At 60.2% G+C, this 26,394-nt stretch carries 34 protein-coding genes; 30 read left to right on the top strand and 4 right to left on the bottom strand.

Features of this window, described 5'->3' with window-relative positions:
- Positions 1 to 327: 327 nt before the first annotated feature.
- The 11 genes from rpmC to rpmD all read left to right on the top strand — a co-directional run bounded on the left by rpmC (position 328) and on the right by rpmD (position 4,651).
- Positions 328 to 528: a 50S ribosomal protein L29 gene (rpmC, locus tag SM763_RS08305; RefSeq protein ID WP_065271464.1), complete on the top strand. Its 201-nt coding sequence runs from the start codon at positions 328 to 330 to the stop codon at positions 526 to 528.
- A gap of 12 nt (positions 529 to 540) precedes the next feature.
- A complete protein-coding gene (rpsQ, locus tag SM763_RS08310) occupies positions 541 to 771 on the top strand; it encodes a 30S ribosomal protein S17 (RefSeq protein ID WP_008555996.1) in 231 nt (76 codons plus the stop codon).
- Between the two features lie 100 nt (positions 772 to 871).
- The gene (rplN, locus tag SM763_RS08315; protein WP_005621870.1) at positions 872 to 1,240 is read left to right on the top strand and encodes a 50S ribosomal protein L14; all 369 of its coding nucleotides are present in this window, start codon (positions 872 to 874) and stop codon (positions 1,238 to 1,240) included.
- 2 nt (positions 1,241 to 1,242) lie between these two features.
- Positions 1,243 to 1,554, top strand: a complete 312-nt coding sequence (rplX, locus tag SM763_RS08320; RefSeq protein ID WP_065271463.1) for a 50S ribosomal protein L24 — start codon at positions 1,243 to 1,245, stop codon at positions 1,552 to 1,554.
- Positions 1,547 to 2,110, top strand: a complete 564-nt coding sequence (gene rplE, locus SM763_RS08325) for a 50S ribosomal protein L5 (protein ID WP_065271462.1) — start codon at positions 1,547 to 1,549, stop codon at positions 2,108 to 2,110. The genes rplX and rplE overlap by 8 nt, the downstream gene beginning before the upstream one ends.
- A gap of 18 nt (positions 2,111 to 2,128) precedes the next feature.
- The gene (gene rpsN, locus SM763_RS08330; RefSeq protein WP_065271461.1) at positions 2,129 to 2,434 is read left to right on the top strand and encodes a 30S ribosomal protein S14; all 306 of its coding nucleotides are present in this window, start codon (positions 2,129 to 2,131) and stop codon (positions 2,432 to 2,434) included.
- 13 nt (positions 2,435 to 2,447) lie between these two features.
- Positions 2,448 to 2,840 carry a 30S ribosomal protein S8 gene (rpsH, locus tag SM763_RS08335; RefSeq protein ID WP_065271460.1) on the top strand — a complete coding sequence of 131 codons (393 nt, stop codon included), beginning with the start codon at positions 2,448 to 2,450 and terminating at the stop codon, positions 2,838 to 2,840.
- Positions 2,841 to 2,852: 12 nt separating this feature from the next.
- Positions 2,853 to 3,386: a 50S ribosomal protein L6 gene (rplF, locus tag SM763_RS08340; protein ID WP_065271459.1), complete on the top strand. Its 534-nt coding sequence runs from the start codon at positions 2,853 to 2,855 to the stop codon at positions 3,384 to 3,386.
- Between the two features lie 11 nt (positions 3,387 to 3,397).
- Entirely contained in the window at positions 3,398 to 3,757 is a 360-nt protein-coding gene (gene rplR / locus SM763_RS08345) for a 50S ribosomal protein L18 (protein ID WP_065271458.1), read from the top strand.
- A gap of 123 nt (positions 3,758 to 3,880) precedes the next feature.
- On the top strand, positions 3,881 to 4,450 hold the full coding sequence (gene rpsE, locus SM763_RS08350; RefSeq protein ID WP_065271457.1) for a 30S ribosomal protein S5: 570 nt from the start codon (positions 3,881 to 3,883) through the stop codon (positions 4,448 to 4,450).
- A gap of 12 nt (positions 4,451 to 4,462) precedes the next feature.
- Entirely contained in the window at positions 4,463 to 4,651 is a 189-nt protein-coding gene (gene rpmD / locus SM763_RS08355; RefSeq protein WP_065271456.1) for a 50S ribosomal protein L30, read from the top strand.
- A 109-nt stretch (positions 4,652 to 4,760) separates the two neighbouring features.
- Here rpmD and SM763_RS08360 read toward each other — a convergent pair whose 3' ends face one another.
- The gene (locus SM763_RS08360; RefSeq protein WP_368998205.1) at positions 4,761 to 6,500 is read right to left on the bottom strand and encodes a tetratricopeptide repeat-containing sulfotransferase family protein; all 1,740 of its coding nucleotides are present in this window, start codon (positions 6,498 to 6,500) and stop codon (positions 4,761 to 4,763) included.
- Between the two features lie 305 nt (positions 6,501 to 6,805).
- Here SM763_RS08360 and SM763_RS08365 point away from each other — a divergent pair, with 305 nt between their 5' ends.
- The 11 genes from SM763_RS08365 to SM763_RS08415 all read left to right on the top strand — a co-directional run bounded on the left by SM763_RS08365 (position 6,806) and on the right by SM763_RS08415 (position 16,016).
- Positions 6,806 to 7,018 (top strand): DUF1127 domain-containing protein, encoded by a 213-nt coding sequence (locus SM763_RS08365; protein ID WP_368998206.1) that lies wholly within the window; start codon positions 6,806 to 6,808, stop codon positions 7,016 to 7,018.
- A 281-nt stretch (positions 7,019 to 7,299) separates the two neighbouring features.
- The gene (gene rplO, locus SM763_RS08370) at positions 7,300 to 7,770 is read left to right on the top strand and encodes a 50S ribosomal protein L15 (RefSeq protein WP_065271453.1); all 471 of its coding nucleotides are present in this window, start codon (positions 7,300 to 7,302) and stop codon (positions 7,768 to 7,770) included.
- A 109-nt stretch (positions 7,771 to 7,879) separates the two neighbouring features.
- Positions 7,880 to 9,244 carry a preprotein translocase subunit SecY gene (secY, locus tag SM763_RS08375; RefSeq protein ID WP_274834265.1) on the top strand — a complete coding sequence of 455 codons (1,365 nt, stop codon included), beginning with the start codon at positions 7,880 to 7,882 and terminating at the stop codon, positions 9,242 to 9,244.
- Positions 9,241 to 9,882 carry an adenylate kinase gene (locus tag SM763_RS08380; RefSeq protein ID WP_274830250.1) on the top strand — a complete coding sequence of 214 codons (642 nt, stop codon included), beginning with the start codon at positions 9,241 to 9,243 and terminating at the stop codon, positions 9,880 to 9,882. Before secY ends, SM763_RS08380 begins: the two co-directional genes overlap by 4 nt.
- A 109-nt stretch (positions 9,883 to 9,991) precedes the next feature.
- Positions 9,992 to 10,390 carry a hypothetical protein gene (locus SM763_RS08385; RefSeq protein WP_368998207.1) on the top strand — a complete coding sequence of 133 codons (399 nt, stop codon included), beginning with the start codon at positions 9,992 to 9,994 and terminating at the stop codon, positions 10,388 to 10,390.
- Positions 10,391 to 10,656: 266 nt separating this feature from the next.
- Complete coding sequence (rpsM, locus tag SM763_RS08390; RefSeq protein WP_065271449.1) at positions 10,657 to 11,025, top strand: 30S ribosomal protein S13; 369 nt, start codon at positions 10,657 to 10,659, stop codon at positions 11,023 to 11,025.
- A gap of 15 nt (positions 11,026 to 11,040) precedes the next feature.
- A complete protein-coding gene (gene rpsK / locus SM763_RS08395) occupies positions 11,041 to 11,430 on the top strand; it encodes a 30S ribosomal protein S11 (RefSeq protein ID WP_065271448.1) in 390 nt (129 codons plus the stop codon).
- A gap of 115 nt (positions 11,431 to 11,545) precedes the next feature.
- Complete coding sequence (locus tag SM763_RS08400) at positions 11,546 to 12,562, top strand: DNA-directed RNA polymerase subunit alpha (RefSeq protein ID WP_065271447.1); 1,017 nt, start codon at positions 11,546 to 11,548, stop codon at positions 12,560 to 12,562.
- A gap of 139 nt (positions 12,563 to 12,701) precedes the next feature.
- Positions 12,702 to 13,127 (top strand): 50S ribosomal protein L17, encoded by a 426-nt coding sequence (gene rplQ / locus SM763_RS08405; RefSeq protein WP_065271446.1) that lies wholly within the window; start codon positions 12,702 to 12,704, stop codon positions 13,125 to 13,127.
- Between the two features lie 177 nt (positions 13,128 to 13,304).
- Positions 13,305 to 14,696, top strand: a complete 1,392-nt coding sequence (locus SM763_RS08410; RefSeq protein WP_368998208.1) for a trypsin-like peptidase domain-containing protein — start codon at positions 13,305 to 13,307, stop codon at positions 14,694 to 14,696.
- A gap of 3 nt (positions 14,697 to 14,699) precedes the next feature.
- Positions 14,700 to 16,016: a replication-associated recombination protein A gene (locus SM763_RS08415; RefSeq protein ID WP_368998209.1), complete on the top strand. Its 1,317-nt coding sequence runs from the start codon at positions 14,700 to 14,702 to the stop codon at positions 16,014 to 16,016.
- Positions 16,017 to 16,037: 21 nt separating this feature from the next.
- On the opposite strand, the gene SM763_RS08420 is transcribed toward SM763_RS08415, so the two are convergent.
- A complete protein-coding gene (locus tag SM763_RS08420; protein ID WP_368998210.1) occupies positions 16,038 to 17,408 on the bottom strand; it encodes a multicopper oxidase family protein in 1,371 nt (456 codons plus the stop codon).
- 153 nt (positions 17,409 to 17,561) lie between these two features.
- On the opposite strand from SM763_RS08420, the gene crcB reads away from it, so the two are divergent.
- From crcB to SM763_RS08460, 8 genes are all read left to right on the top strand, one after another.
- Positions 17,562 to 17,942, top strand: a complete 381-nt coding sequence (gene crcB / locus SM763_RS08425; protein ID WP_065271442.1) for a fluoride efflux transporter CrcB — start codon at positions 17,562 to 17,564, stop codon at positions 17,940 to 17,942.
- A complete protein-coding gene (locus tag SM763_RS08430; protein ID WP_368998211.1) occupies positions 17,939 to 18,985 on the top strand; it encodes an RluA family pseudouridine synthase in 1,047 nt (348 codons plus the stop codon). The genes crcB and SM763_RS08430 overlap by 4 nt, the downstream gene beginning before the upstream one ends.
- Positions 18,982 to 19,650 carry an HAD-IA family hydrolase gene (locus tag SM763_RS08435; protein WP_368998212.1) on the top strand — a complete coding sequence of 223 codons (669 nt, stop codon included), beginning with the start codon at positions 18,982 to 18,984 and terminating at the stop codon, positions 19,648 to 19,650. The genes SM763_RS08430 and SM763_RS08435 overlap by 4 nt, the downstream gene beginning before the upstream one ends.
- Before the next feature lie 4 nt (positions 19,651 to 19,654).
- Positions 19,655 to 20,362 (top strand): ATP12 family chaperone protein, encoded by a 708-nt coding sequence (locus SM763_RS08440; protein ID WP_368998213.1) that lies wholly within the window; start codon positions 19,655 to 19,657, stop codon positions 20,360 to 20,362.
- A gap of 247 nt (positions 20,363 to 20,609) precedes the next feature.
- The gene (locus tag SM763_RS08445; protein WP_274836222.1) at positions 20,610 to 21,626 is read left to right on the top strand and encodes an amino acid ABC transporter substrate-binding protein; all 1,017 of its coding nucleotides are present in this window, start codon (positions 20,610 to 20,612) and stop codon (positions 21,624 to 21,626) included.
- Positions 21,627 to 21,755: 129 nt separating this feature from the next.
- A complete protein-coding gene (locus SM763_RS08450; RefSeq protein ID WP_368998214.1) occupies positions 21,756 to 22,988 on the top strand; it encodes an amino acid ABC transporter permease in 1,233 nt (410 codons plus the stop codon).
- Positions 22,989 to 22,991: 3 nt separating this feature from the next.
- Entirely contained in the window at positions 22,992 to 24,290 is a 1,299-nt protein-coding gene (locus tag SM763_RS08455) for an amino acid ABC transporter permease (RefSeq protein WP_274834283.1), read from the top strand.
- Between the two features lie 30 nt (positions 24,291 to 24,320).
- Positions 24,321 to 25,070 carry an amino acid ABC transporter ATP-binding protein gene (locus tag SM763_RS08460; RefSeq protein ID WP_490363271.1) on the top strand — a complete coding sequence of 250 codons (750 nt, stop codon included), beginning with the start codon at positions 24,321 to 24,323 and terminating at the stop codon, positions 25,068 to 25,070.
- A gap of 68 nt (positions 25,071 to 25,138) precedes the next feature.
- Here the strand turns inward: SM763_RS08460 and SM763_RS08465 are convergent, their stop codons facing one another.
- The gene (locus SM763_RS08465; RefSeq protein ID WP_368998216.1) at positions 25,139 to 25,636 is read right to left on the bottom strand and encodes a SixA phosphatase family protein; all 498 of its coding nucleotides are present in this window, start codon (positions 25,634 to 25,636) and stop codon (positions 25,139 to 25,141) included.
- Entirely contained in the window at positions 25,633 to 26,307 is a 675-nt protein-coding gene (locus SM763_RS08470) for a ferredoxin (protein WP_368998217.1), read from the bottom strand. The genes SM763_RS08465 and SM763_RS08470 overlap by 4 nt, the downstream gene beginning before the upstream one ends.
- Positions 26,308 to 26,394 lie beyond the last annotated feature (87 nt).

The raw sequence follows: 26,394 nt of genomic DNA on the forward strand, positions 1-26,394 counted from the left end.
CCCTGGGCGGGCGTGAAGCGCCTCCCTGTCGGGAGGGTTGGGCGCGGCCCGGGCAGTCAGCCCGTTCCAGGCTGACTTTAAACGGCGTACTGAGTTGTGCGCATAGACTTGTGTGGTTCTCTGCCGCCCGTTTGGCACAAGCTGCATCTTTCCCTTGCCCCCAACCACCAACTCTCCTATATGAACCCATCACCGCGCTCAGTGATGAGTCGCGGTGATCCATTTTCTGTGCCCTGAACTCTTCGGGCGCGGGCTACATAACCCACCAGACGTAAGGGTGACCCATCAAAAGGGGCCCTCTGGTGCCAAGGAAAAGGAACAAAGGCGATGAACGCCAATGATCTGCGCGAAAAGACCGTGGATGAACTCCGCGATCTGCTTGCCTCCATGAAAAAAGAGAGCTTCAACCTGCGCTTTCAGCAGGCAACCGGTCAGCTGGAAAACACCGCTGCAGTGCGCAACGCGCGCCGTAACGCAGCCCGTGTTAAAACCATCCTGAACGAAAAAGCCGCTGCGGCAGCTGAATAAGGAGCCTCTGAGATGCCCAAACGTATCCTGCAAGGCGTTGTGACCAGCGACGCAAACGCACAAACCGTTACCGTTTCCGTCGAGCGCCGCTTTACGCATCCGGTTCTGAAGAAAACCATCCGTAAGTCCAAGAAGTATCGGGCTCACGATGAAAAGAACGCTTTCAAGGTCGGCGACACCGTACGCATCATCGAATGCGCGCCGAAATCGAAAACGAAACGCTGGGAAGTTCTGGAAGCCTAAGAGCCTCACTTGAGGCTCCTGGCGACTAGGCTTTTTAGCACAGTCGAAACCCTGGGGGATCACAGCACGCATCGCTGCCCCAAAGGTCGGGAGAAACCACATGATCCAGATGCAAACAAATCTGGATGTCGCTGACAACTCCGGCGCTCGCCGAGTTCAGTGCATCAAGGTTCTGGGTGGTTCCAAGCGTAAATACGCATCCGTTGGCGACATCATCGTCGTCTCGGTCAAGGAAGCCATCCCGCGCGGTCGCGTAAAGAAAGGTGACGTCCGTAAGGCCGTCGTCGTACGTACCGCCAAAGAAGTCCGCCGCGAAGACGGTACCGCGATCCGTTTCGATCGCAACGCTGCCGTTATCCTGAACAACAACAACGAGCCGGTCGGTACCCGTATCTTTGGCCCGGTTGTTCGTGAGCTGCGCGCGAAGAACTTCATGAAAATCATCTCGCTTGCTCCGGAGGTGCTGTAATCATGGCTGCTAAACTCCGCAAAGGCGACAAGGTCGTCGTGCTGGCCGGTAAGGACAAGGGCAAAGAAGGCACCATCGCCTCCGTTGATCCCAAAGCCGGTAAAGCTGTTGTTGACGGCGTGAACATGGCGATCCGCCACACCCGTCAGTCCCAGACTGCACAGGGTGGCCGGCTGCCCAAGGCACTGCCGATCGACCTGTCGAACCTGGCTCTGCTGGACGCAAACGGCAAAGCAACCCGCGTTGGCTTCCGCATGGAAGGCGACAAGAAAGTGCGTTTTGCCAAGACCACGGGGGACGTGATCGATGCTTGATTCCGCTAACTACACCCCGCGTCTGAAGGATCTCTACAAGGACACCATCCGTGGCGCCCTGAAAGAGGAATTCGGCTACAAGAACGAGATGATGATCCCCAAGCTGGACAAGATCGTTCTGAACATCGGCTGTGGTCGTGCTGCCGTCAAAGACAGCAAGAAAGCCAAGTCGGCCCAGGCTGACCTGACCGCAATCGCGGGCCAGAAAGCTCTGACCACTGTGGCCAAGAACTCCATCGCCGGCTTCCGCGTTCGCGAAGGCATGCCGATGGGCGCCAAGGTGACCCTGCGCGGCGAACGGATGTACGAATTCCTGGACCGCCTGATCACCATCGCAATGCCTCGTATCCGTGACTTCCGCGGCGTATCGGGTAACTCGTTCGACGGTCGTGGCAACTACGCCATGGGCCTGAAAGAGCACATGGTGTTCCCGGAAATCGATTTCGATAAGATCGATGAGCCCTGGGGCATGGACATTGTGATTGCCACCACCGCGAAAACCGACGCGGAAGCAAAGGCGCTGTTGAAAGCTTTCAACATGCCCTTCAACAGCTAAGCGCGGGAAGGAAGAGACATGGCTAAGAAAAGCATGATCGAACGCGAAAAGAAGCGCGAGCGCCTGGTGGCACAATATGCCGCAAAGCGCGCCGAGCTGAAAGAAATCGCGAATGACGAAAACCGCCCGATGGAAGAGCGTTTCAAAGCGCGTCTGAAACTGGCGAAACTGCCGCGCAACTCGTCGGCAACTCGTCTGCACAATCGCTGCCAGCTGACCGGCCGTCCGCACGCTTACTATCGTAAGTTGAAGATCAGCCGTATCGCTCTGCGGGAACTGGGCTCGAACGGCCAGATCCCTGGCATGGTGAAATCGAGCTGGTAAGGGAGAGACAGATATGAACGATCCTATCGGCGATATGCTCACCCGTATCCGTAACTCTCAGCTGCGCGGTAAATCCACCGTCCTGACCCCGGCTTCCAAGCTGCGGGCATGGGTTCTGGATGTGCTGGCGGACGAGGGCTACATCCGCGGCTATGAGAAGACCACTGGTGAAAATGGCCACCCGGCTATTGAAATCAGCCTGAAATACTTCGATGGCGAACCTGTCATTCGTGAACTGAAGCGGGTTTCCAAACCCGGTCGTCGCGTTTACATGGGCGTCAATGACATCCCGTCGGTCCGTCAGGGCCTGGGCGTGTCGATTGTCTCCACCCCCAAGGGTGTGATGTCGGACGCAAACGCACGCGCAGCCAACGTCGGCGGCGAAGTGCTCTGCACCGTCTTCTAAGGAGGCTTACAGATGTCCCGTATTGGTAAAAAACCGGTCGCACTGCCCAGCGGCGTTTCCGCTTCGGTATCCGGCCAGACCGTAGAAGTGAAAGGCCCGAAAGGGACCCGTAGCTTCACCGCCACCGACGACGTCACCCTGTCCGTTGACGACAACGTTGTAATGGTCGAGCCGCGCGGCAAGTCCAAACGTGCCCGTCAGCAGTGGGGCATGTCCCGCACCATGGTCGCGAACCTCGTGACCGGCGTGACCACCGGCTTCAAAAAAGAGCTGGAGATCCAGGGTGTGGGTTACCGGGCGCAGGTTCAGGGCAACACCCTGAAACTGAACCTCGGCTACAGCCACGACGTCGACTTCGTAGCTCCGGAAGGTATCACCATTACCGCACCGAAGCAGACCGAAATCGTTGTGGAAGGTAACGACCAGCAGCAGGTGGGCGAAGTCGCGGCGAAAATCCGCGAATGGCGCCGTCCCGAGCCCTACAAAGGCAAAGGCATCCGCTACAAGGGTGAGTTTATCTTCCGCAAGGAAGGCAAGAAGAAGTAAGGACAAGCAAAATGGCAAACAGCAAACGTACCCTGTTTCTGAAGCGTCGCCTGCGCGTCCGGAACAAACTTCGCAAGGTCAACGCAGGCCGTGTACGCCTGTCCGTGCACCGCTCGAACAAGAACATCTCGGTTCAGCTGATCGACGATGTGCAGGGCAAGACCCTGGCAGCGGCCTCGACCCTGGAAAAAGATCTCGGCTTCGTTGGCAAGAACAACGTCGAAGCAGCCACCAAAGTGGGTTCGGTTATCGCCGAGCGTGCCAAGGCGGCAGGCGTCTCCGAGGCCTATTTCGATCGTGGCGGCTTCCTGTTCCACGGCAAGGTGAAGGCTCTGGCCGACGCTGCGCGTGAAGGTGGTCTGAAGATCTAAGACTTGCGGGCGGCGGTTTCGCCGCCCCGATGATCCGGGAGGGAGCCTGCATGGGGTCCCTCACCAGGATTGAGATAACCGGCGCCCCGCCTGTTGGACGCGCCAGTCAGAAAGGAATGCCTCATGGCAGAACGTGAAAACCGCCGTGGCCGTGGCCGCCGCGAAGAAGAAACACCGGAATTTGCAGATCGCCTGGTTGCGATCAACCGCGTGTCGAAAACCGTTAAAGGCGGTAAGCGCTTCGGCTTTGCCGCGCTCGTCGTCGTAGGCGATCAGAAAGGCCGCGTCGGCTTTGGCAAGGGTAAGGCGAAAGAAGTGCCCGAGGCCATCCGCAAGGCGACCGAGCAGGCCAAGCGTCAGATGATCCGTGTGCCGCTGAAAGAAGGCCGCACCCTGCACCACGACATGAACGGTCGTCACGGTGCCGGCAAGGTCGTCATGCGCACCGCTCCGGAAGGTACCGGTATCATCGCCGGTGGTCCGATGCGTGCCGTGTTCGAAATGCTGGGCGTCAAGGACGTTGTGTCCAAGTCGATCGGCTCGCAGAACCCCTACAACATGATCCGCGCAACCATCAACGGCCTGACCAAAGAGCAGAGCCCGCGTGCCGTTGCACAGCGTCGTGGCAAAAAGGTCGCCGACATCCTGCCCAAGCGGGACGAAGCACCGGCTGCCGAAGCCGCTGAAGCGTAAGGAGACGGACACATGGCTAAAACCATCGTTGTAAAGCAGATCGGCTCCCCGATCCGTCGCCCCGCCAAACAGCGTCAGACGCTGATCGGTCTGGGCCTCAACAAGATGCATAAAACCCGCGAGCTGGAAGACACCCCGGCCGTGCGTGGCATGATCAACAAGATTTCGCACATGGTCGAGATCGTCGAAGAAAAAGGCTAAGCCTTACCCGGCATAGTCTGACAAACGCCTCCGCATTGCGGGGGCGTTTTTCGTTTGAACGGTCTCTGCTGGGCTTTGCGAAAAGTGAACTGGGCGCGGAGGCGTCAGATCAGTCCGCGAGATCCGGCCAGAGGCTCGTGTCTAGGGCCTCAAGGAATTCAGCCAGTTCATCGGCCTGCGCACGCCAACTGCCAATGGATCTTTGGTGAACCGGCTGGCGGATCTGCGATGCACTCATCGTCAATGTCGGGGCGCTGCTGCCTTCTGGCGCGGCCATTTCCGGGGTCCAATCCAGTCCGCAATATTCTGCAATTGCGCGGCTGCCCGCCACCGGGTCTGCAACAAGGTCTTCGTAGTCGACCGTCAGGATCTGATCCGGGAATACGGTTTGCCAGTGATGCATGAGGCGCGCATATAGGCCGACGCGCCACGCCAAGGCCGTCTGGTCGTAGGTGTAGGACAGGGCTGTACCGGTGAAGTGCGATTTCCACATCGACAAGGCCACGTCGCGTGGGTCACGCCGTACGTGCACGATCTTGCAATGCGGATAGGCCGTTTTGAGAAACCCGATGTAGCGGTAGTTTTCCGGCATCTTGTCGACATAGGCGCGGGTATCGTCAGGGCAGGGGGGCAGCCGCGCTGCATCTTTATGGGCAAAGATGCGCGCCGCCTCGGCATCAAACGGAATGTCGTTGCTCACGAAATCCTGAACCAGAAACCCGGTTGCCGCGCGTTCGCCCATCGTTTCCACATTTGGCAGGCGGCTCAGCATTGCCTCGACCAGCGAGGTGCCGGAGCGGGGTAGGCCGAGGACGTAGATGGGATATGGTCCGTCGGGTTTGTCGGTCGGAGAGGGAGTGATGTCCGGAAAGCGGCTCAGGATGCGCTCAGTCTGCCGGGTGTCCTCCTCTGCGTCATAGGGCATTTGTTTTGCAAGGATACCGTTTGCACGCTCGCGCGCCTTGGCGGCGGCCTGCCGGTCGCCAGTGGCATCTTCGATCCGGGATAAGGCAAACTGCAGTTCGGCAGCTTCGACCGAGCCTGAGCGGAGTTTGCCGAGCGCCTTTTGTGCGGGGCCGACCAGGGTTTTCATCTCGTCCCTGTCGAGCAACAGCGACAATTGTTCAAACGCCTGTGTCTGCGCGGGCTGCAGGGCCAGGACAGCCCGGAATTGTTCTTTGGCCTCTTCGAACCGTCCGGCCTCGATGAATGAGGTTCCGAGCCGGAGCCGGGCACCAATGTGCTCGGGCGCGAGCTGAACGGCGCGTTCAACCATCTCGTGGCCTTCGGCGTGTCTGTTCTGGCGGGCCAGCGGGAGGCTGATGTTGACGAGGGTTTCCACGTTGTTCGGATCGAGCGCTAGCGCCGCTTCGTAGGCCGCGATTGCATCCGTCTCTTCGCCGAGGTTGGCAAGGATCAGGCCGCGCAGATTTTGGGCAGGCGCAAATGACGGGCGCAAGGTCACCGCTTGATTGATCGCAACCTCTGCCGCGGTGAGATCGCCCAGTTGCACATGGGCCTGAGCCAGAAAAAAACAGGCTGTCGCGTCGCCATCACGCAAGGGTTCGACGACCCTGACCGCCTGAGCGTGGCGCCCTGCCAGAATCAACGTCTGTGCAAGGTTGTGCCGGGCGTCAACAAAGCCGGGGTCAATCTTCATCGCGCGCTGAAACTGTGCGATCGCCTCGGGCAGCTTGTTCATGGCCGAAAGACAGATGCCAGCGATGTTAAATGGCTGTGGATCCCGCGGAGTCGTCTTTTGCAGGCGTTTTGCAATCTTCAGGGCCGGTTTGTAGGCCCCTGAGTTGAGATAAGAGGTAGCTATACCGAGGTCCCGACTCGCAATCATTCCGAAACCGCCTTGTTAAAAAACTGTTACAATTCGCTGCCCGCTATCACGATGCGCAAGCGCGAAGTGTGAAGCAGTTCACGTAACTCAACGGATTTCTCGGGAGATTTGCGATTATCTGCATGGATGGGGGCAAAATCCCCATTATCGCCTGTTTTATAGCTATTCCGAAAACGCATAGCGGTCAAACGCTAGTGTCGGTTGTTAGGTCATGAAATGCGACCTATCTCCCCGGTGTCACAAAACAGACATGAACGACCAGCCGGGAAGGGATCCCGGTTTTGCCGAGATCAAGGACGACGACGATGGCCTATACAACTTCCGCTACCCAGACCTATTCCTTTGGCGCCCGCATCCGCGCCGCAGTTGCGAACTTCCGCACCACTCTGGCCCGCTGGTCCGAATATCGGCGCACCTATGCGGAACTGGAAAACCTGTCCAACCGCGAGCTGGCCGATATCGGCGTGCGGCGCTGCGATATCAGCAACATTGCCCGGCTGCACGCCTACGGTAACTGATCGGACACCATAGCCCGGCCTGACTTATTGCCTCCCCCGGACTGGCCGGGATCGAAAGACGCCTCTGCCCTGCGCAGGGGCGTTTTTAATTTGTCTGGCGTCGCCTTGCGCGGGAAGCCTGGGGCGGACAGGGGGGGCGTACCCGGAGGCAGGGCTTGATATCGCCCGGCACAGCGTCTATACGCCCCCGGTGGCAATCCAAGCCACAGAATCAACAATCAAGAAGAGCCGAGGTTGGCCCGCTTACGCTTCAGGGGTCACATCCGGCAAGGAGAAGCGATATGAAACTTCATGAACTGCGCGACAATCCCGGCGCCGCCAAGAAACGCACCCGTGTGGCCCGTGGCCCGGGTTCCGGCAAAGGTAAAATGGGTGGCCGTGGTATCAAAGGTCAGAAATCCCGTTCGGGTGTTTCGATCAATGGCTACGAAGGCGGCCAGATGCCCCTCTACCAGCGTCTGCCTAAGCGTGGCTTCACCAAGCCGAACCGCAAGACTTTCGCTGTTGTGAACCTGGGCCTGATCCAGAAGTTCATCGACGCGGGCAAGCTGGACGCGGCAACCATCACCGAAGATTCGCTGGTCGAATCGGGCCTGCTGCGCCGCAAAAAAGACGGTGTGCGGATCCTGGCCAAAGGCGATTTCTCGGCCAAATCCAACATCACCGTGACCGGCGCGTCCAAATCTGCCATCGCGGCAGTTGAAAAAGCGGGCGGCACCCTGACCGTGGCGACAGCAGCTGCTGCTGAGTAACGGCTTGTGAGCGGCGTCGATGCCGCTTACATAGGTCACAGTTTTTCCATACGCCGCCCGAGCCGGAAAACGGTTCCGGGCGGCGTTTTCGCAAAAAGAGACCCATTTCATGGTATCAGCAGCAGAACAAATGGCGGCGAACACCAGCTGGTCCGCGCTCGGCAAGGCCAAGGATCTGCGCAACCGCATCCTGTTCACCCTCGGCCTATTGATCGTCTACCGTCTTGGCACATTCATTCCGGTCCCGGGCATTGATGCCTCGGCACTGCGCGAATTTATGGAGTCGGCGGGGCAGGGCATCGGCGGCATGGTGTCGATGTTTACCGGCGGTGCGCTTGGACGGATGGGCATTTTTGCCCTCGGGATCATGCCTTACATCTCGGCATCGATCATCGTTCAGCTGCTCACCTCCATGGTTCCGGCGCTGGAACAGCTGAAAAAAGAAGGCGATCAGGGCCGCAAGAAGATCAACCAGTACACCCGTTACGGTACCGTCGCGCTGGCAACGGCGCAGGCCTACGGACTGGCGGTGTCGCTGGAGTCCGGCGATCTTGCGACCGACCCTGGCATGTACTTCCGGTTGGCCTGCATGATTACCCTGGTGGGCGGTACCATGTTCCTGATGTGGCTGGGCGAGCAGATCACCCAGCGCGGCATCGGTAACGGTATCTCCCTGATCATCTTTGTCGGCATTATCGCCGAGGTTCCCGCAGCCATCGCGCAGTTCTTTGCCTCCGGCCGCTCCGGTGCCATCAGCCCGGCGGTTCTGATTGGCGTGATCGTGATGGTTGTCGCGGTAATCATGTTTGTGGTCTTCATGGAACGCGCCCTGCGCAAGATTCACATTCAATACCCCCGCCGTCAGGTGGGCATGAAGGTCTATGATGGCGGCTCGTCGCACCTGCCGGTCAAGGTGAACCCGGCGGGCGTGATCCCGGCGATCTTCGCCTCCTCGCTGCTGCTGCTGCCGACCACCATCTCCACCTTCTCGGCGGGTTCGGCCTCTGGTCCGGTGATGTCCTGGCTGCTGGCCAACTTCGGCCCCGGTCAGCCGCTGTACCTCCTGTTCTTCGTGTCGATGATCGTGTTCTTCGCGTATTTCTACACCTTCAACGTCTCCTTCAAACCTGATGAAGTGGCGACGAACCTGAAGAACCAGAACGGCTTTGTCCCTGGCATCCGTCCCGGCAAGAAGACCGCTGAGTACATCGAATACGTTGTGAACCGCGTTCTGGTTCTGGGCTCGGCCTATCTGGCGGCTGTCTGCCTGCTGCCGGAAATCCTGCGCGGTCAGTTCGCCATTCCGGTCTACTTTGGCGGCACCTCGGTTCTGATTGTTGTTTCGGTCACGATGGACACGATTCAGCAAGCGCAAAGCCATCTGCTGGCGCACCAGTACGAAGGTCTGATCGAGAAAAGCCAGCTGCGTGGCCGCAGCAAGAAACGCACAAAACGGGGGCCCGCTCGTCGATGAATATTATTCTTTTGGGCCCGCCGGGCGCGGGTAAGGGCACGCAGGCCCGTCATCTGGTCGAAACCCGGGGAATGGTGCAGCTTAGCACTGGCGACATGCTGCGCGATGCGCAGGCCAGCGGCAGCGAGATGGGCAAGAAGGTAGCCGAGGTCATCGCCCGCGGTGAGCTGGTCACGGATGAGATCGTAATTGGTCTGATCCGCGAAAAGATCGCCGAAGGCGCCGAGGGTGGTTTCATCTTTGACGGCTTCCCGCGCACGCTGGGGCAGGCAGATGCCCTGACCGACCTGTTGGCCGAGATGGGGCAGAGCCTGGACGCCGTTGTTGAAATGGCGGTGGACGATGCAGCGCTGGTGGCGCGGATCACCGGGCGGTCGACCTGCGGCGATTGTGGTGAAGTCTACCATGATGAAACCAAACCCTGGCCCGCCGATGGCAAATGCGCCAACTGCGGCAGCAGCAACATCAAGCGGCGCGCGGACGACAATGAGGAAAGCCTCAAGACCCGTCTGATGGAATACTACAAGAAAACCTCGCCGCTGATCGGCTACTATTATGCCAAGGGCAAGCTGAACAAGATCGACGGTCTGGCATCCATCGACGAGGTTCAGGCCTCTATCGCCAAGGTCCTCGGCTGATCTGAAATGTCAGCACAGAATGAAAAAAGAGCCGGGCATGTCCCGGCTCTTTTCCTTTTGGAAAGGCGAACAGGGGAGGGTGGGCGGATCTTGTAAAAGGACCTTGCCAATGACGACACCCACCCGTTCCATGATCACCGCCGCGGCTGTTCTCTGTTTGGCGACGACGTCCCCCGGATTTGCCGAACGTTATTTCGTCAATGATCCCGCCGCCTGCCCGACAAACGCAGAGGAGCAGGACCGGTTGATGGATTTTGCCAATGACGGTGGGCTGATCCTGGAGGAGGACGGCTTCAGCTCAATGGAGTATTTCTGCAGTTTCGAGCCGGATCTGCAGTATCATTGGGACGGCTATCAGGTCACGACCCATGTGGGGCATTGCCAGACGCCCGGGCCGGTTTTCATGCCAACCTTGTTTACCTTCGTGATGACCCAAGAAGCCCCGGGGGAGATCGCACTGTTCGACAGCAACGAATACACGACGCGGTTTTATTCCTGCACCGATTAGCGTCGTCCGGGCACGGTACAGGCGATGTGGAAGGATGTTGCCCCTGGGCCCATAAACTTTGACGTTTCCGCCGGGCGCCGGGTTGACGACATGCGGAATTCTCAATAGGGAAGCCCATCCCTCTTGGGAATCAATCCACGCGGCCCGATTCCGTGCCGCGTGAGTACCTCGATACATTATCTGATGAAAAGCCTCTCGGGGCGACATCAGGTGTTGTGAAAAAAGGTTCTGGAGTTACGGAACCGCAACGAAAAGGAAAGTGACACGTGGCACGTATTGCCGGCGTAAACATCCCGACTGCCAAACGGGTCCCCATCGCCCTCACCTATATCACCGGAATCGGCAACACTTCGGCGAAAGCCATCTGTGAAGCCGTTGGCATCGACGCAACCCGTCGCGTCAACGAGCTGTCCGACTCCGAAGTTCTGGCCATCCGTGAGCACATCGACGCAAACTACACCGTTGAAGGTGACCTGCGTCGCGAAGTGACCATGAACATCAAGCGTCTGATGGACCTGGGTAGCTACCGTGGCCTGCGCCACCGTCGTAACCTGCCCGTTCGCGGTCAGCGGACCCACACCAACGCTCGCACCCGCAAAGGCCCCGCAAAGGCCATCGCTGGTAAGAAGAAGTAAGGGAGGGTTTGATCAATGGCACGCGATAAATCCCGCACGAAGCGTAAAGAGCGCAAGAACATCGCCACCGGCGTTGCACATGTGAACTCTTCGTTCAACAACACCAAAATCCTGATCTCTGACGTTCAGGGCAACGCGATTTCCTGGTCCTCCGCTGGCACCATGGGTTTCAAGGGCTCCCGTAAGTCCACGCCCTATGCGGCGCAGATGGCTGCAGAAGATGCAGGCAAAAAAGCTCAGGATCACGGTGTTAAAACCCTCGAAGTCGAAGTTCAGGGCCCCGGTTCGGGTCGTGAATCCGCACTGCGCGCCCTGGCCGCAATCGGGTTCAACATCACCTCGATCCGTGACGTGACCCCGATCGCGCACAACGGCTGCCGCCCGCCAAAGCGCCGCCGCGTCTAATTATTTACGACTTTCGCTGGGGCCCCGCTTGATTTGTCGGGCCCCAGTACGTCATTTTAAACCTCGGGCGTCTGCACCTTCGGACATGGGGTACGGACAGGAATGGAGGGACTGCATGATCCATAAAAACTGGGCAGAGCTGATCAAGCCGACACAGCTTGACGTGAAGCCGGGCAATGACCCCGCACGGCAGGCAACCATCGTTGCAGAGCCGCTTGAGCGTGGTTTTGGTCTGACACTGGGCAACGCGCTGCGCCGCGTCCTGATGAGCTCGCTGCAAGGCGCAGCCATCACCAGCGTTCAGATCGACAATGTTCTGCACGAATTCTCCAGCGTCGCTGGCGTTCGCGAAGATGTCACCGACATCATCCTGAACCTCAAAGGTGTGTCGCTGCGCATGGAAGTCGAAGGCCCCAAGCGCCTGTCGATCAATGCCAAAGGCCCCGCAGTTGTCACCGCTGGTGATATCTCGGAAAGCGCCGGTATCGAAGTTCTGAACCGTGACCACGTGATCTGCCACCTCGACGATGGTGCGGACCTGTTCATGGAACTGACCGTCAACACCGGTAAAGGCTACGTTTCGGCAGAGAAGAACAAGCCGGAAGACGCACCCATCGGTCTGATCCCGATCGATGCGATCTACTCGCCGGTGAAAAAGGTCTCCTACGACGTTCAGCCGACCCGTGAAGGTCAGGTTCTGGACTATGACAAGCTGACCATGAAGGTTGAAACCGATGGTTCCGTTACGCCGGACGACGCCGTGGCCTATGCTGCGCGCATCCTGCAGGACCAACTGTCGATCTTCGTCAACTTCGACGAGCCGGAATCGGCTGGCCGCCAGGACGAGGACGATGGTCTCGAGTTCAACCCGCTTCTGCTGAAGAAAGTGGACGAACTGGAACTGTCGGTGCGTTCGGCGAACTGCCTGAAGAACGACAACATCGTTTATATCGGTGATCTGATCCAGAAAACCGAAGCAGAGATGCTGCGTACGCCGAACTTCGGCCGCAAGTCGCTGAACGAGATCAAAGAAGTGCTGTCGGGCATGGGCCTGCACCTTGGCATGGATGTCGAGGACTGGCCGCCGGACAACATCGAAGATCTGGCCAAGAAATTCGAAGATTCGTTCTGAGAATAAGGGGAGGGCGAAAGTCCTCCCCAACTACAAATGCCCACGCTGGTGGGGACAATCAGGGCAAACCCGCCCCAAGGAGAGCAGCTGACACGCATCGGCTGACAGACAAAGCAAAACCTTTAGAAGGAACTAGAAAATGCGTCACGCACGTGGATATCGCCGCCTGAACCGCACCCATGAGCACCGCAAGGCTCTGTTTGCAAACATGGCTGGCTCGCTCATTGAGCATGAGCAGATCAAAACCACTCTGCCCAAGGCAAAAGAACTGCGTCCGATCGTTGAAAAACTGATCACGCTGGCGAAAAAAGGCGACCTGCACTCCCGCCGGAACGCCGCCTCGCGTCTGAAGGAAGACCAGTATGTGTCGAAACTGTTCGACGTTCTGGGCCCGCGCTACAAGGATCGTCAGGGCGGTTACGTCCGTATCCTGAAAGCCGGCTTCCGTTATGGCGACATGGCGCCGATGGCGATCATCGAATTCGTTGACCGCGACGTAAATGCCAAGGGCGCTGCCGACAAGGCGCGCGTTGCCGAAGCCGAAGCGGCTGCCGACGACGAATAATAAATTGCAGGCCACAACGGTCTGTCATTCTGGCCCCTGCAGCTGTGCCTGCAGGGGCTTTTTCAATTCTGTGCTCGCGTGCCGGTCCGGCGGGGGACCGCAACTGGCGCCGTTGCTGCGCTTGCATTCCGCTGCCAGCCTCCGCATATCCTGTTCTGACCGAGGAATGGAGGCGATATGATCCGCGCTGTTTTGACCGCTCTGATGCTGGCTCTTGCTTTGGGGACGCAGGCCCCCGCCGAAATGCGGGTGCCGCAGTCGCAGGCTGAGATTTCACTTGGGTTTGCGCCGCTTGTGAAACAGGCGGCCCCCGCAGTGGTCAATATCTACGCCAAGATCGTGACCGAGGCGCCGCAGGCATCGCCTTTTGCGGGCGATCCCTTCTTTGACGATTTCTTCCGCAGTTTTTCCAACCCGCGCCCCCGGGTGCAGAACTCATTGGGGTCGGGGGTGATCCTTGCCGAGGATGGCATCGTTGTGTCGAATTACCACGTGGTTGGAATGGCGACGGAAATCCGCGTCGTGACCACTGACCGGCACGAATATGACGCCCGCGTGGTCCTCGCAGATCAGGCCAGCGATCTGGCGATCCTGCGGCTTGAAGATGCAGAGGGCCTGCCGTTCCTCAGTCTGCGCAACAGCGATCAGGTTGAGGTCGGCGAACTGGCCCTGGCCATCGGCAATCCCTTTGGTGTGGGGCAGACGGTCAGTAGCGGTATCATTTCGGGGCTGGCGCGCACGGGCACCGGCACCGGAGAAGGTTTTGGCTATTACATCCAGACCGACGCGCCGATCAATCCCGGCAACTCTGGTGGGGCGCTGATCGACGTGAATGGCGAGCTCATCGGGATCAACACACGGATCCTTAGCCGTTCGGGCGGATCCAACGGCATCGGCTTTGCCATTCCGGCCAATCTGGTGCGGGAGTTCCTGCATCAGGCCCGCGCGGGCGCGGAAAGCTTTCAGCGCCCCTGGGCGGGGATGACCGGGCAGCCGGTGGATGCGGATCTGGCGGCCTCGCTGGGGATGCCACGCCCTGAAGGCATGCTAATCTCCGAACTCCACCCCGAAAGCCCCTTTGCCAAGGCCGGGTTTGAGGTTGGTGACGTGGTGATCGAGGTGGACGGAGAGCCGGTAAATTCACCGTCCGAGATGGTGTTCCGCATGACCATTGCCGGTTTGGGCGGCAGCTCGGACGTGGCGCGCTGGCGCGGCGGTGAGAAAAAAGTGGTGCGGGTCGAGATGTACAGCGCCCCGGACAGTCCTGCGGCCGACCCAGTGCAACTGGGCGAACGCAGCCCACTGCCCGGGCTGACGGTGGCGCGCATTAACCCGCGGCTCATCGTGGATTTGCAATTGCCGTTGACGGCCGAAGGTGTGGTGATCGCCGATCCGGGGCCTTATGGCGCACGGGCAGGGCTGCAGCGGGGCGATGTCTTGCTCGGGATCAACGGCGAAGCGGTCACGGCGCCGCAGAATGTGGTCGATCTGATGGGCCGCACGCAGGGCTGGCTGGTTATCGACCTGTTGCGGCGCGGGCAGCGCGTCAGCCTGCGTTTCCGGCTCTGATCCATGGCAGATCTTTTTGACAGCGACGCGCCACAGCCCACGGGCGGCGAAGAACCGAACAGGCCGCTGGCGGACCGGCTGCGCCCGCGCTCCCTGTCCGAGGTGATCGGCCAGCAGCAGGTGCTGGGACCGGAGGCACCACTGGGTGTCATGCTGGCATCGGGATCACTGTCCTCTTTGGTGTTCTGGGGGCCGCCGGGGGTGGGGAAGACCACCATCGCGCGGCTTCTTGCTAAGGAAACCGATCTGCATTTCGTGCAGATCTCGGCCATCTTCACTGGCGTCCCCGATCTGAAGAAAGTGTTCGAGGCGGCCAAGCACAGGCGCGCCAACGGGCAGGGCACGCTGCTGTTCGTTGATGAGATCCACCGTTTCAACAAGGCGCAGCAGGACGGCTTCCTGCCGCATATGGAGGATGGCACCATCCTTCTGGTCGGGGCCACCACCGAAAACCCGAGTTTTGAGCTGAATGCCGCTCTGTTGTCGCGCTCACAGGTGCTGGTGCTGGAACGCCTGCCGCTGGCGGATCTGGAACTGCTGACCCAGCGCGCCGAGAAGGAACTCGGCCGGGCGCTGCCGCTGACCGGCGATGCGCGCGACGCCCTGCAGGAAATGGCGGATGGCGATGGGCGTGCGCTGCTCAATCTGATCGAACAGGTCTCTGCCTGGCGGGTTGAGGCGCCGCTTGGGCGCGAGGCGCTGGCGACCCGGCTTATGCGGCGGGCGGCGAAATACGACAAATCCGGCGAAGAGCATTACAACCTGATCTCGGCGCTGCACAAATCCGTGCGCGGCTCGGATCCCGATGCGGCGCTTTACTGGTATGCGCGCATGCTGGAGGGCGGCGAGGATCCGTGTTTTCTGGCCCGGCGGCTGACCCGGATGGCGGTCGAGGATATCGCGCTGGCGGACCCACAGGCGCAGGCTGTCTGTTTGCAAGCCTGGGAGACCTACGAACGGCTCGGTAGCCCGGAAGGGGAGCTGGCGCTGGCGCAGGCGGTGATCTACCTCGCACTCGCCCCAAAGACCAATGCGGGCTACATGGCCTACAAGGCCGCCCGGCGTCTGGCCAAGGAAACGGGCAGCACGCCGCCACCGAAACATATCATGAATGCCCCTACTAAGCTGATGACCGAACAGGGCTATGGCGCGGGCTACCAGTATGATCATGATGCCGAGGATGGCTTTTCCGGGCAGAACTATTTCCCCGAAGGCGTCAAACGCCCGGTTCTCTATCAGCCCGTCGAGCGCGGCTTTGAACGAGAATTGAAACGGCGGACCGAGTTCTTTGCCAAGCTGCGGCTACAGCGGAACAGTTGACCGGGTGACGGGCGGATCAGGTCAGGCGGTGACCTCGACCCAGGTGCCCATGCCCGCCGCGTGATGCGATAGCATATGGCAATGCAGCAGCCATTTGCCGGGGTTGTGGGCGTTGAATGCGACGGTCCGCGTCTCCCCGCGCATCATCAGCAGCGTATCGCGTAGGGGACCAAGCCTGCCGCCCGGCAGGACTTCGGCAAAATGCATGCCGTGCAGATGCATCGCATGGGGAAAGGCGGTGTCGTTGATCATGGTGAGTTTGACCGTCTCGCCAATGGACGCGCGCACAAGCGGGGCGTCCGGTCGCCCGACCACGCCATTCAGCGCCCAGAATTGACCTGCCTGCGCTAGCGAGCGCATGCCTTGCGTCTCTCCCTGCCACTCAGCAGCCCGCATGCCGCCCATGGCGCCGCCCTCCATGCGCAGGGTCGCACTGCGCGCATTGCCGAGGGTGATCGCATGGTCCGGGTTGGGTGGGAGCGGTGCGGGCATGTTGCGGGTGCTCTTGGTTCCGGCAGAGACCGGAAAGCTCGCCTGCGCGTAACCGCCATCGCGTTCGAACTGCACCAGAAAGGCATCCTCGCCCGCGTCGGCCGTCACATCGACGATCAGGTCGATCCGCTGTGCGGGTGCCAGCAGCAGTTGGTCGGGGATCTCTTCCGGCGCTGTCAGAGGCATGCCGTCATAGGCCATGATCCAACCTGTCAGCCCCTGCAGCCCAAGGGCAAAGATCCGGGCATTGGCGCTGTTGATCAGCCGCAGGCGCAACCGGTCGCCCTGCTGCACGGGGTAGCGCGCCTCGATCTGTCCGTTGGTCAGCATCACATTGCCCATGCGCCCGGCGTGGGACATGTCGTGGGGGTGGTCGAACACCGGGTCCACCGCCGCATCCTGCGTGAGGCGGATGTCATCCAGCATCAGCACAAGATCCTGATCTACATCGGGGGCGTCCTGTTCGGCAACGATCAGCGGGCCCTGAATGCCGCGCTCCACCTGTTCGACCGACTGGGCGTGGGAATGATACCAATAGGTCCCGGCATCCGGCAGGGCGAAATCATAGGTGAACTCTGCGCCCGGCGCGATGGGGTCCTGCGTCAGCCCCGGTACGCCGTCCATGGCGTTTTCAATGCGGATGCCGTGCCAGTGCATCGAGGTTTCTTGCGGCAGCCCGTTGTTGACCTGAACCTTTAGCCGGTCCCCTTGCCGGGCCTGCAGGGCCGGTCCCGGCATGCTGCTGTTCACCCCCCAAAGATCTGTCTTGCCATATTGCGCGGGCGCGATCTGCTGCTGCAGGGGCGCCAGCGCCAGCTGAACCGGCGCCGCGGTCCAGCCACTGCGGGGCAAAAGCGGCAGCGCGGCAATGCTGGCGAGAAAGGAACGGCGAGATGGCATAAGGGTCTCCTCCCAGTGGATGGCTGACAAACTAAGGGGGCCTGCAGGTCTGACAAGACATCCACCCACTGGAAGGTTGGCATGAATTTTGCGTTTGGCCGCCTTGCGCGTTGAAAACTTGACATCCGTGGCCCACCGCGCGACAGACCGCGCATGTATCTCACCGTTCTATATGTCGCCCTTGGCGGCGCCCTTGGGGCCGCCTGCCGCTATCTTACCGGGCTTGGCGTGGTCCGACTGTTCGGCCATGGCGATTTTCCCTTGGCCATCATCACGGTCAACGTGATCGGCTCCTTCATCATGGGGGTCTTTGCTGTCACCGCCGCGCACAAGGGGCTGACCCATCTCAGCCCCTTTGTGATGACTGGCATGCTGGGTGGCTTCACGACCTTCTCGGCCTTCTCGCTTGAGACGGCGAATATGATCGAACGGGGTGCAATGGGGCAGGCGGCTCTCTATATTGTGCTGTCTGTGGGACTGTCTGTTGGCGGTCTGTTTTTGGGCCTGATGGCCGCCAGAGGAGTTTTCGCATGAGCGGCGTTCAGACAATCACCGTCACCGAAGAGGATGCGGACCAGCGCGTGGACCGCTGGCTGCGGCGCCTGTTCCCACATGTCAGCCAGGGCCGCATCGAGAAGATGTGCCGCAAGGGTGAGCTCCGCATTGACGGTGGCCGGGTCAAGGCCAGCACCCGTGTTGAGGCCGGGCAGTCCGTGCGCGTGCCGCCGCTGCCGTCGGCCGACCACCAGCCGGTCACGCCGGAAAAGCGGCGGATTTCGGATGCGGATGCCAAGATGATCCGCGATTGCGTGATCTACAAAGACGACGATGTCATCGTGCTGAACAAGCCCCACGGGTTGGCAGTGCAGGGCGGCAGTGGCACCACCAAACACGTGGATGGCCTGTCCGAGGCTCTGCGCTTTGGCTATGACGAAAAACCCCGACTGGTGCACCGGCTGGACAAGGATACCTCGGGCGTGCTGGTTCTGGCGCGCACCCGGGCAGCCGCGCAGGCGCTGACCGCCGCCTTCCGCCATCGCAACACGCGCAAGATCTACTGGGCGCTGGTTGCCGGCGTTCCGACGCCATACCTGGGCGAAATCAAGGCTGGTCTTGTAAAGGCGGGCGGCCATGGTCGCAGCGGCGAAGGCGAAAAAATGATCGCGGTGCACCCTTCCGAGATCGACAGCACGCCAGGCGCCAAGCGGGCGCATACCTTTTATGCCACGCTCTACCGGGTGGCGGGGCGTGCGTCCTGGGTGGCGATGGAGCCGGTCACCGGCCGCACCCATCAGCTGCGCGCGCATATGGCCGAAATCGGCCATCCGATTGTCGGCGATGGCAAATACGGTGGCTCGGGTCAGGAAAACCTGGGCGACGGTTGGGGCGCACAACTGGGTGGCATCATCAGCAAGAAGCTGCATTTGCATTGCCGCCGGATGGCGTTTGAGCACCCGGTGACGAAAAAGCAGATCTCGGTCACCGCGCCGTTGCCCGAGCATATGAAAGACAGCTGGGATACCTTTGGCTGGACCGAGGATCTGGCGGCGGAGGATCCGTTCGAGGGCCTCCTATGAGTGCCCCGCTGCGGCTGGTACTGTTCGATGTGGATGGCACCCTTGCCGACAGTCAGGCGGCCATCACTGGCGCGATGAGCGCGGCCTTTGCGACGGTGGATCTGCCCGCACCTTCGCGCGATGCGGTCCTGTCGATTGTCGGGCTGTCGCTGCCGCAGGCCATGGCACAGCTGGCGCCCGAGGCGGGATCAACGGCGCAGGCTGCTTTGGTGGACGGTTACAAGCAGGCTTATATGTCGGCGCGCCAGGCTGCAGGGGCGGGGCACTCGCCGCTGTTTCCGGGCGCACGGGAGGCTTTGGACGCCCTGCACGCGGTGCCCGAATACCTGTTGGGTGTCGCGACCGGGAAATCACAGCGGGGCCTCGATGCGCTGATCGCGGCGCATGATCTGGACTGTTTCGTGACCCGGCAGGTGGCCGATCACCACCCGTCCAAACCGCATCCCTCGATGGTGCTGACGGCGCTCGCTGAAACCGGAGTGGACGCGCGCCATGCGGTGATGATCGGCGATACCAGCTTTGATATGGATATGGGCCGCGCGGCCGGGGTCACCACCATCGCGGTGGACTGGGGTTATCACCCGGCAGAGCGGCTGCAGGCAGACCATATGATCGGCAGTTTTACCGAGTTGGAACCGCTGCTAGAGAAGATCTGGAAGGCATAAGACAATGAGCGAATGGGCACCGAAACGATTCTGGAAAGCCACGGCAGTCGCCGAAACGGATGACGGCTATACCGTTGAACTGGACGGGCGCCGGGTTAAAACCCCGGCAAAGGCTCTGCTTGAAGTCCCCTCGCAGCAGATGGCCGAAGCCATCGCGGCGGAGTGGGACGCGCAGACCGAATCGGTCAATCCCGCCACCATGCCTTTTACCCGCTCGGCCAATGCTGCCATCGACAAGGTAACCCATCAGCACGCCGAAGTGGCCGATATGCTGGCTGAATATGGCGATTCCGATTTGCTGTGCTACCGGGCCGACAGCCCGAAGGAACTGGTCGCGCGTCAGGCCGAGGAATGGGATCCGGCGCTCGACTGGGCGCATGAGGCGCTGGGCGCACGCTTGTATCCGCGCAGCGGTGTTCTTCATCAGCCGCAGGATGCGGCCACTATTGCTGACCTGCGCGCCCGGGTGCATGGGATGACCCCATTTCAGCTCGCTGGGTTTCACGATCTCGTGGGGATGTCGGGGTCTCTGATCCTGGGCTTTGCTGCCGCTATGGACTGGCGCGACGCCGAGGAGATCTGGCAGTTGTCCCGGCTGGATGAACGCTGGCAGGAAGAGCAGTGGGGCGTCGATGAAGAGGCGCAAACCACAGCAGAGCTGAAGCGTGATTCTTTTTTGCACGCTAAACGGTTCTACGATTTCTCGGGTTGAGACAGCCGCCGGGATAGGACGTGAGACAGGAAATATCACAGCGGGACGGTTGAGCGAAAAATTTTAACAATCGCCCCCCTGTTCGCTATGCGTCCATCGAATTTGGTGATCCAACCCTTGACGTTTGTTTATGAATCCGCCCAAACTTCCCTGTGATTTAGGTGTTTTCCCTAGATCCCGTCGTTCCGGTATGGCTAACGGCGGAAAAAAACCACCAGTACAGGTGGAACATCAGGAAGAGGTAAAAATGAACAAATCCGTATTTTTGGGCGCGCTGACCGTGGCCGGGATTGCAGCTGGTGCAGCTGCTGCCGGTACGCTGGACGATGTGAAAGCCCGCGGCAAACTGAACTGCGGCGTCACCACCGGTCTGGTCGGTTTTGCTGCTCCGAATGCGAATGGGGAATGGGAAGGTTTTGACGTCGCCGTCTGCCGCGCTGTTGCTGCGGCCACTCTGGGCGACTCGACCGCTGTTGAATTCGTGCCGACCACCGGCAAAACCCGCTTCACGGCTCTGGCCTCGGGTGAAATCGACATGCTGGCGCGTAACACCACCTGGACCTTTTCGCGCGACGTTGATCTGAAGTTCGAATTCACCGGCGTGAACTACTACGACGGCCAAGGCTTCATGGTTCCCAAGGACCTGGGCGTTTCCTCGGCGAAGGAACTTGACGGCGCAACCGTCTGCATCCAGACCGGCACCACCACCGAGCTGAACCTGGCGGACTTCTTCCGCTCGAACAACATCAGCTACGAGCCGGTTCCGATCGAAACCAACGCGGAAGCACAGCAGCAGTATCTGGCTGGCGCCTGTGACGTTTACACCACCGACGCATCCGGCCTGGCCGCGACCCGCGCAACCTTTGACGATCCGGCAGGCCACGTGCTGCTGCCCGAGATCATCTCCAAAGAGCCGCTCGGTCCGCTTGTCCGCCACGGCGACAACGAATGGGGCGACGTGGTCCGCTGGACCCTCAACGCTCTGATCACCGCCGAAGAGCTGGGCGTGACCTCGGCCAACCTGGCTGAAATGTCCGCAGGCACCAATAACCCCGAAATCAACCGTCTGCTGGGCACCGAAGGTACCCTGGGCGAGATGCTGGGTCTGTCGGCTGACTGGGCCAAAAACGCAATCGCCGCTGGCGGTAACTATGGCGAAATCTTCGCCAAGAACATCGGTGAGGACACCCCGATCGGTCTGGCCCGTGGTCTGAACGCACAGTGGACCGAAGGTGGTCTGCTGTACTCGCCGCCGTTCCGGTAAGCACAAAACGAAAAGGGCGCAGGATATCCTGCGCCCTTTTCCTATCTGAAAAAAATGAGCTTCGGATTTCTGCGGAGCAGGGGAAAACCCTGCCGGGACACAGATCTGTAGCCTCGGGGATCTCTTTACATGTCAACTCTCTCTGACCCTCCACAGGACGGGTTCCGGCTGTCTATGTTGATCAACGATACCCGCTATCGTTCATTGACCTTTCAGGCGATTGCCGCGCTCCTGCTTGCACTTTCGATCTGGTATCTGGGGAATAACCTGATCCAGAACCTGCGCGCCGCGGGCCTCAACATCTCTTATGACTTTCTGGGCAATCCCGCCGGCTATGATATCAACCAGCGGCTTGTCGAATATGACAACCAGGACAGCCACGGGCGTGCCGCCCTTGTGGGCGTTCTGAATACGCTTCTGGTTGCTTTCCTTGCCTGCGTTACGGCGACGATTTTCGGCGTGATCGCCGGCGTTCTGCGCCTGTCCAACAACTGGCTCGTCTCCAAGCTGATGGCGGTCTACGTCGAGATCTTCCGCAACATTCCGGTTCTGATCTGGATCATCATCATCTTTACGATCATGACCGCCGTATTGCCGGGACCGCGGGCCTTCCGCGGTGACAATCCGGATTCGACGATGCTACTGGATCTCTTCGCCTTCACTAACCGGGGTGTCTACATTCCGATGCCGTGGTTCGAGAGCGGTCTGTTTGCTTCCACCGCCCTCAATTGGGTTCTGGTGCTGGCGGTTCTGATCGGCTCGCTGTTCGTCACCCGCCGGATCGAGACCTGGGCGACCGCGAAACAGGAAGCCACCGGCGTGCGCCCCAAGACGCTGCTGATGGTGCTGGGCGTCTGGCTGGTGCCATTCATCCTGCTGATGCTCATCATGGGGCTGACCTGGGAAGTTCCCGCACTCAAAGGGTTCAACTTCCAGGGCGGTATCAAGATCGGCGGTCCGCTGATCGCACTGTGGTTCGCACTTTCGGTCTACACCGGTGCCTTTATCGCCGAGAACGTGCGGGCAGGGATCCAGGCGATCTCCAAGGGCCAGACCGAAGCGGCGGCCGCGCTGGGACTGCGGCCCGGACGCATCATGAACCTGGTGATTCTGCCTCAGGCGCTGCGGGTGATCATTCCGCCGCTGATTTCGCAGTATCTCAACATCACCAAGAACTCCTCGCTGGCGATCGCCGTGGGCTATGCGGATATCACCGCGACCCTGGGCGGCATTACCCTCAACCAGACCGGACGCGCGATCGAATGCGTGCTCCTGTTGATGCTGTTCTATCTCACGGCATCACTGGTCATCTCGATGGTGATGAACATCTACAACGCCTCCGTGAAGCTGAAGGAGCGCTAAGCCATGAGTGACAAGACAACCCATCAGATTGCCTTTGTCGCCGAAGGCACCATTCCGCCCTCACCGCCGCCTGCCAGCCAGGCTGGCGTGGTCAGGTGGCTGCGGGAAAACCTGTTCTCCAGCATTCCCAACGGGATCCTGACCCTTGTGGCGCTGACCCTGATCTACATGATCCTGCAGAACACCGTGCCCTGGCTGGTGAATGGCGTGTGGACGACCAACTCGCTGAATGAGTGCCGCGAGGTTCTGGATGGCAAGGTCGGGGCCTGTTTCTCGGTTCTGACCGAACGCTGGCACCAGCTTCTTTACGGGTTCAAATACCCGGCAGAGTTCTACTGGCGCCCGAACCTGGCGCTGGTTCTGCTGCTGGTGGCGATTGCGCCAGTGCTGTTCTTCGATTTACCCCGCAAGATGCTGATCTTCACCGCGCTCTATCCCTTTATTGCCTTCTGGCTGATCTGGGGTGGCACAATCATGGCGCCGATCCTGGCCCTTCTGGGGTTCATTGTTGGCGGCGTGGTGTTCCAGATCTATGGACGGGGTTCCTTCGCCGCGGGCTTCTTTGGTGGCATTGCTGCAGCCCTGATCATCTGGTGGCTGGGCAGCTTGCTGATCCCCGAAGGGGCGTCGGACAATGCGATGCTGCCAGCGGTGCCTTCGCGTGATCTGGGTGGCTTCATGCTGAACCTGATGCTGGGTGTGACCTGTGTGTCGCTGTCCCTGCCGCTGGGCATTGCCCTGGCGCTGGGCCGTCAGTCTGACATGCCGCTGATCAAATGGATCTGCGTGGTCTTCATCGAGTTCGTGCGCGGTGTGCCGCTGATCACGCTGCTGTTCGTGGCGTCGGTGATGCTGGCCTATTTCTTCCCGCCTGATGCCACTGTGGACCTGTTCCTGCGTGTGGTCATCATGATCACTATGTTCTCCGCGGCCTACATCGCCGAGGTGATCCGTGGTGGTCTCGCGGCCCTGCCCAAAGGGCAGTATGAGGCTGCGGATTCGCTGGGGCTTGATTACCCGCAGGCGATGCGTCTGATCATCCTGCCGCAGGCGCTGAAGATCTCGATCCCGGGCATCGTCAACGTGGCCGTGGGTCTGTTCAAGGATACCACGCTGGTGTCGGTCATCTCGATGTTCGACCTGGTGGGTATGATCCGCGGACCGATCCTCGCTTCGACCGAATGGAATGGCGTCTACTGGGAGCTTCTGGGCTTCGCTGCCGCTCTGTTCTTTGTCGTCTGCTACGGCATCTCACAATACTCGCAATGGCTGGAACGCCGCCTTGCGACCGATCACCGATAAGGAGGCCAAGACATGACTGGCACTTCACAAATGCAGGTATCCGACAAAGTCGCGATCACCATTGACGGAATGAACAAGTGGTACGGCTCCTTTCACGTGCTGCGCGATATCAACCTGACGGTCTATGAGGGCGAACGGATCGTGATTTGCGGCCCGTCCGGCTCTGGTAAATCGACACTGATCCGCTGCATCAACGCGCTGGAAGAACACCAGCAGGGGGCGATCACCGTGGATGGCACGCTGCTGTCGTCGGATCTGAAGAACATCGACAAGATTCGGTCCGAGGTTGGCATGTGCTTTCAGCACTTCAACCTGTTCCCGCATCTGACCATTCTGGAAAACTGCACGCTGGCGCCGATCTGGGTTCGCAAGACGCCCAAGAAGGAAGCCGAAGAGCGGGCGATGCATTTCCTTGAAAAGGTCAAGATCCCCGATCAAGCCAACAAGTTCCCGGGCCAGCTGTCCGGTGGTCAGCAGCAGCGTGTGGCGATCGCGCGCTCCCTTTGCATGATGCCGCGCATCATGCTGTTCGATGAGCCAACCTCGGCGCTTGACCCCGAGATGATCAAAGAGGTGCTCGACACCATGATCGAACTGGCGGAAGAGGGCATGACCATGCTTTGCGTGACCCACGAGATGGGTTTTGCCCGTCAGGTGGCGAACCGGGTTATCTTCATGGATGCGGGTCAGATCGTTGAGCAGAATGAGCCGGAAGCCTTCTTCAACAACCCGCAAAGCGAACGTACCCAGCTCTTCCTGAGCCAGATCCTGGGTCACTGATCTTCCCGATCATTGCGCCAATAAGAAACCCGCCGGATATTCCGGCGGGTTTTTCTTATTGTGGGGGCTCAGGCGCCCAAAAGTTCGCGTGGCACGATGAAATCCACCACCTTGCCGCTGCCCCAGGTCAGATCGCTCCAGCGGTCGATGTCAAAGCGGGCGATCAGCGTGGCGCCGGTGGGGTAGTCGTCAAATCGCGAATGGTCTGGCGGATGGCTTACGATGGCATGGGCAAATGCGGCAATGCCCGGGTTGTGGCACAGGATCATGGTTCGCGGATGTTCGGCCTGTTTCAGAACCTCAAAGATGATCTCCGGGCTGGCGTGGAACAGTCGTTCGGTAAAGACAGCCGGGGCGAAGAGATCCATCAACTGATAGGTTTCCCGCGTGCGCTGCGAAGAGGAAGAAAGCACCTGTCCCGGCAACTGATCGATGTCCCGCAGCCAGTCGCCCAATGCCTCGGCCGAGGCGCGGCCCCGTTTGTTCAGCGGGCGGGCATGGTCGCTGGGGGCGCTGGTGTCCCAGGCGGATTTAGCGTGGCGGGTCAGAATAAGTGTGCAGGTCATGTCTTGTGAAAATAGCTCATGTGATGGGCCGATTGCACCGGGTCGCGACTGGCCCCCTGGCTAAGGGGGCAGGCAAGCCGGGCAAGGCAGCCGTTTTCAAGGCAAGGAGCGCCCTCCGGGGTGTCCAGATGGCTGTGGCAGGCGGTAACACCGTAGGGGCCACCCGCCACCAACGCCTGCACCGGACAGGTGCTGAGGCAGGGTCTGGCCACGCAGCTGTCGCAGGGGGACTGCGCCAGAGGAGGCGGTGGTAGATCGATCTCCTGCTGCAAGTGAAGCGCTCCCCGGTACGAGATCATCATGCCAACCGTATCATGGACCAGCATGTGCGACGGGGATGTGAAAGCCCGCCCCGAGGCCAGCGCCCAGTTGATGAAGGGCGTATAGGGCGGCCCGCCAAAGGGGTAGTGGGCGGTGGCTCCGGTATCTGTCGCCAAGGCGTCGATGATCCGCTCAGACCAGCGGTCCAGCGGATCGTCCGCAGCATCTCTGAACTCCGGCGCGCCGGTGATGCGGGGCCAGCATTCCGGCCCCAGAAGGCCCAAGAGGACCAGGGTACCGCCCGTCAGGCCCTGAACTGGGCTATGGCGCGGGTGTAGGGCGCCAAGCACAGCAAGGTCGCGGTGTTTGGCGGCGCGCTCGATCTCCTGATAGCTGGGTGCGGATGTCATAGGCTTCCCTGGGTGATGGTAGCCAAATGTAGCCTCTGGACCCGTGATCCCAAAGAAAAACCGCCCGGGGGAGGGGCGGTTTCAATA

This window comes from Pseudophaeobacter sp. C1-32P7 (assembly GCF_041008775.1).
Taxonomy (GTDB): Bacteria; Pseudomonadota; Alphaproteobacteria; order Rhodobacterales; family Rhodobacteraceae; genus Phycobacter; species Phycobacter gallaeciensis_A.

Coding starts and splice junctions, on each gene's coding strand:
- rpmC (WP_065271464.1), top strand. CDS start 328: ATGAACGCCAATGATCTGCGCGAAAAGACCGTGGATGAACTCCGCGAT.
- rpsQ (WP_008555996.1), top strand. CDS start 541: ATGCCCAAACGTATCCTGCAAGGCGTTGTGACCAGCGACGCAAACGCA.
- rplN (WP_005621870.1), top strand. CDS start 872: ATGATCCAGATGCAAACAAATCTGGATGTCGCTGACAACTCCGGCGCT.
- rplX (WP_065271463.1), top strand. CDS start 1,243: ATGGCTGCTAAACTCCGCAAAGGCGACAAGGTCGTCGTGCTGGCCGGT.
- rplE (WP_065271462.1), top strand. CDS start 1,547: ATGCTTGATTCCGCTAACTACACCCCGCGTCTGAAGGATCTCTACAAG.
- rpsN (WP_065271461.1), top strand. CDS start 2,129: ATGGCTAAGAAAAGCATGATCGAACGCGAAAAGAAGCGCGAGCGCCTG.
- rpsH (WP_065271460.1), top strand. CDS start 2,448: ATGAACGATCCTATCGGCGATATGCTCACCCGTATCCGTAACTCTCAG.
- rplF (WP_065271459.1), top strand. CDS start 2,853: ATGTCCCGTATTGGTAAAAAACCGGTCGCACTGCCCAGCGGCGTTTCC.
- rplR (WP_065271458.1), top strand. CDS start 3,398: ATGGCAAACAGCAAACGTACCCTGTTTCTGAAGCGTCGCCTGCGCGTC.
- rpsE (WP_065271457.1), top strand. CDS start 3,881: ATGGCAGAACGTGAAAACCGCCGTGGCCGTGGCCGCCGCGAAGAAGAA.
- rpmD (WP_065271456.1), top strand. CDS start 4,463: ATGGCTAAAACCATCGTTGTAAAGCAGATCGGCTCCCCGATCCGTCGC.
- SM763_RS08360 (WP_368998205.1), bottom strand. CDS start 6,500: ATGATTGCGAGTCGGGACCTCGGTATAGCTACCTCTTATCTCAACTCA.
- SM763_RS08365 (WP_368998206.1), top strand. CDS start 6,806: ATGGCCTATACAACTTCCGCTACCCAGACCTATTCCTTTGGCGCCCGC.
- rplO (WP_065271453.1), top strand. CDS start 7,300: ATGAAACTTCATGAACTGCGCGACAATCCCGGCGCCGCCAAGAAACGC.
- secY (WP_274834265.1), top strand. CDS start 7,880: ATGGTATCAGCAGCAGAACAAATGGCGGCGAACACCAGCTGGTCCGCG.
- SM763_RS08380 (WP_274830250.1), top strand. CDS start 9,241: ATGAATATTATTCTTTTGGGCCCGCCGGGCGCGGGTAAGGGCACGCAG.
- SM763_RS08385 (WP_368998207.1), top strand. CDS start 9,992: ATGACGACACCCACCCGTTCCATGATCACCGCCGCGGCTGTTCTCTGT.
- rpsK (WP_065271448.1), top strand. CDS start 11,041: ATGGCACGCGATAAATCCCGCACGAAGCGTAAAGAGCGCAAGAACATC.
- SM763_RS08400 (WP_065271447.1), top strand. CDS start 11,546: ATGATCCATAAAAACTGGGCAGAGCTGATCAAGCCGACACAGCTTGAC.
- rplQ (WP_065271446.1), top strand. CDS start 12,702: ATGCGTCACGCACGTGGATATCGCCGCCTGAACCGCACCCATGAGCAC.
- SM763_RS08410 (WP_368998208.1), top strand. CDS start 13,305: ATGATCCGCGCTGTTTTGACCGCTCTGATGCTGGCTCTTGCTTTGGGG.
- SM763_RS08415 (WP_368998209.1), top strand. CDS start 14,700: ATGGCAGATCTTTTTGACAGCGACGCGCCACAGCCCACGGGCGGCGAA.
- SM763_RS08420 (WP_368998210.1), bottom strand. CDS start 17,408: ATGCCATCTCGCCGTTCCTTTCTCGCCAGCATTGCCGCGCTGCCGCTT.
- crcB (WP_065271442.1), top strand. CDS start 17,562: ATGTATCTCACCGTTCTATATGTCGCCCTTGGCGGCGCCCTTGGGGCC.
- SM763_RS08430 (WP_368998211.1), top strand. CDS start 17,939: ATGAGCGGCGTTCAGACAATCACCGTCACCGAAGAGGATGCGGACCAG.
- SM763_RS08435 (WP_368998212.1), top strand. CDS start 18,982: ATGAGTGCCCCGCTGCGGCTGGTACTGTTCGATGTGGATGGCACCCTT.
- SM763_RS08440 (WP_368998213.1), top strand. CDS start 19,655: ATGAGCGAATGGGCACCGAAACGATTCTGGAAAGCCACGGCAGTCGCC.
- SM763_RS08445 (WP_274836222.1), top strand. CDS start 20,610: ATGAACAAATCCGTATTTTTGGGCGCGCTGACCGTGGCCGGGATTGCA.
- SM763_RS08450 (WP_368998214.1), top strand. CDS start 21,756: ATGTCAACTCTCTCTGACCCTCCACAGGACGGGTTCCGGCTGTCTATG.
- SM763_RS08455 (WP_274834283.1), top strand. CDS start 22,992: ATGAGTGACAAGACAACCCATCAGATTGCCTTTGTCGCCGAAGGCACC.
- SM763_RS08460 (WP_490363271.1), top strand. CDS start 24,321: ATGCAGGTATCCGACAAAGTCGCGATCACCATTGACGGAATGAACAAG.
- SM763_RS08465 (WP_368998216.1), bottom strand. CDS start 25,636: ATGACCTGCACACTTATTCTGACCCGCCACGCTAAATCCGCCTGGGAC.
- SM763_RS08470 (WP_368998217.1), bottom strand. CDS start 26,307: ATGACATCCGCACCCAGCTATCAGGAGATCGAGCGCGCCGCCAAACAC.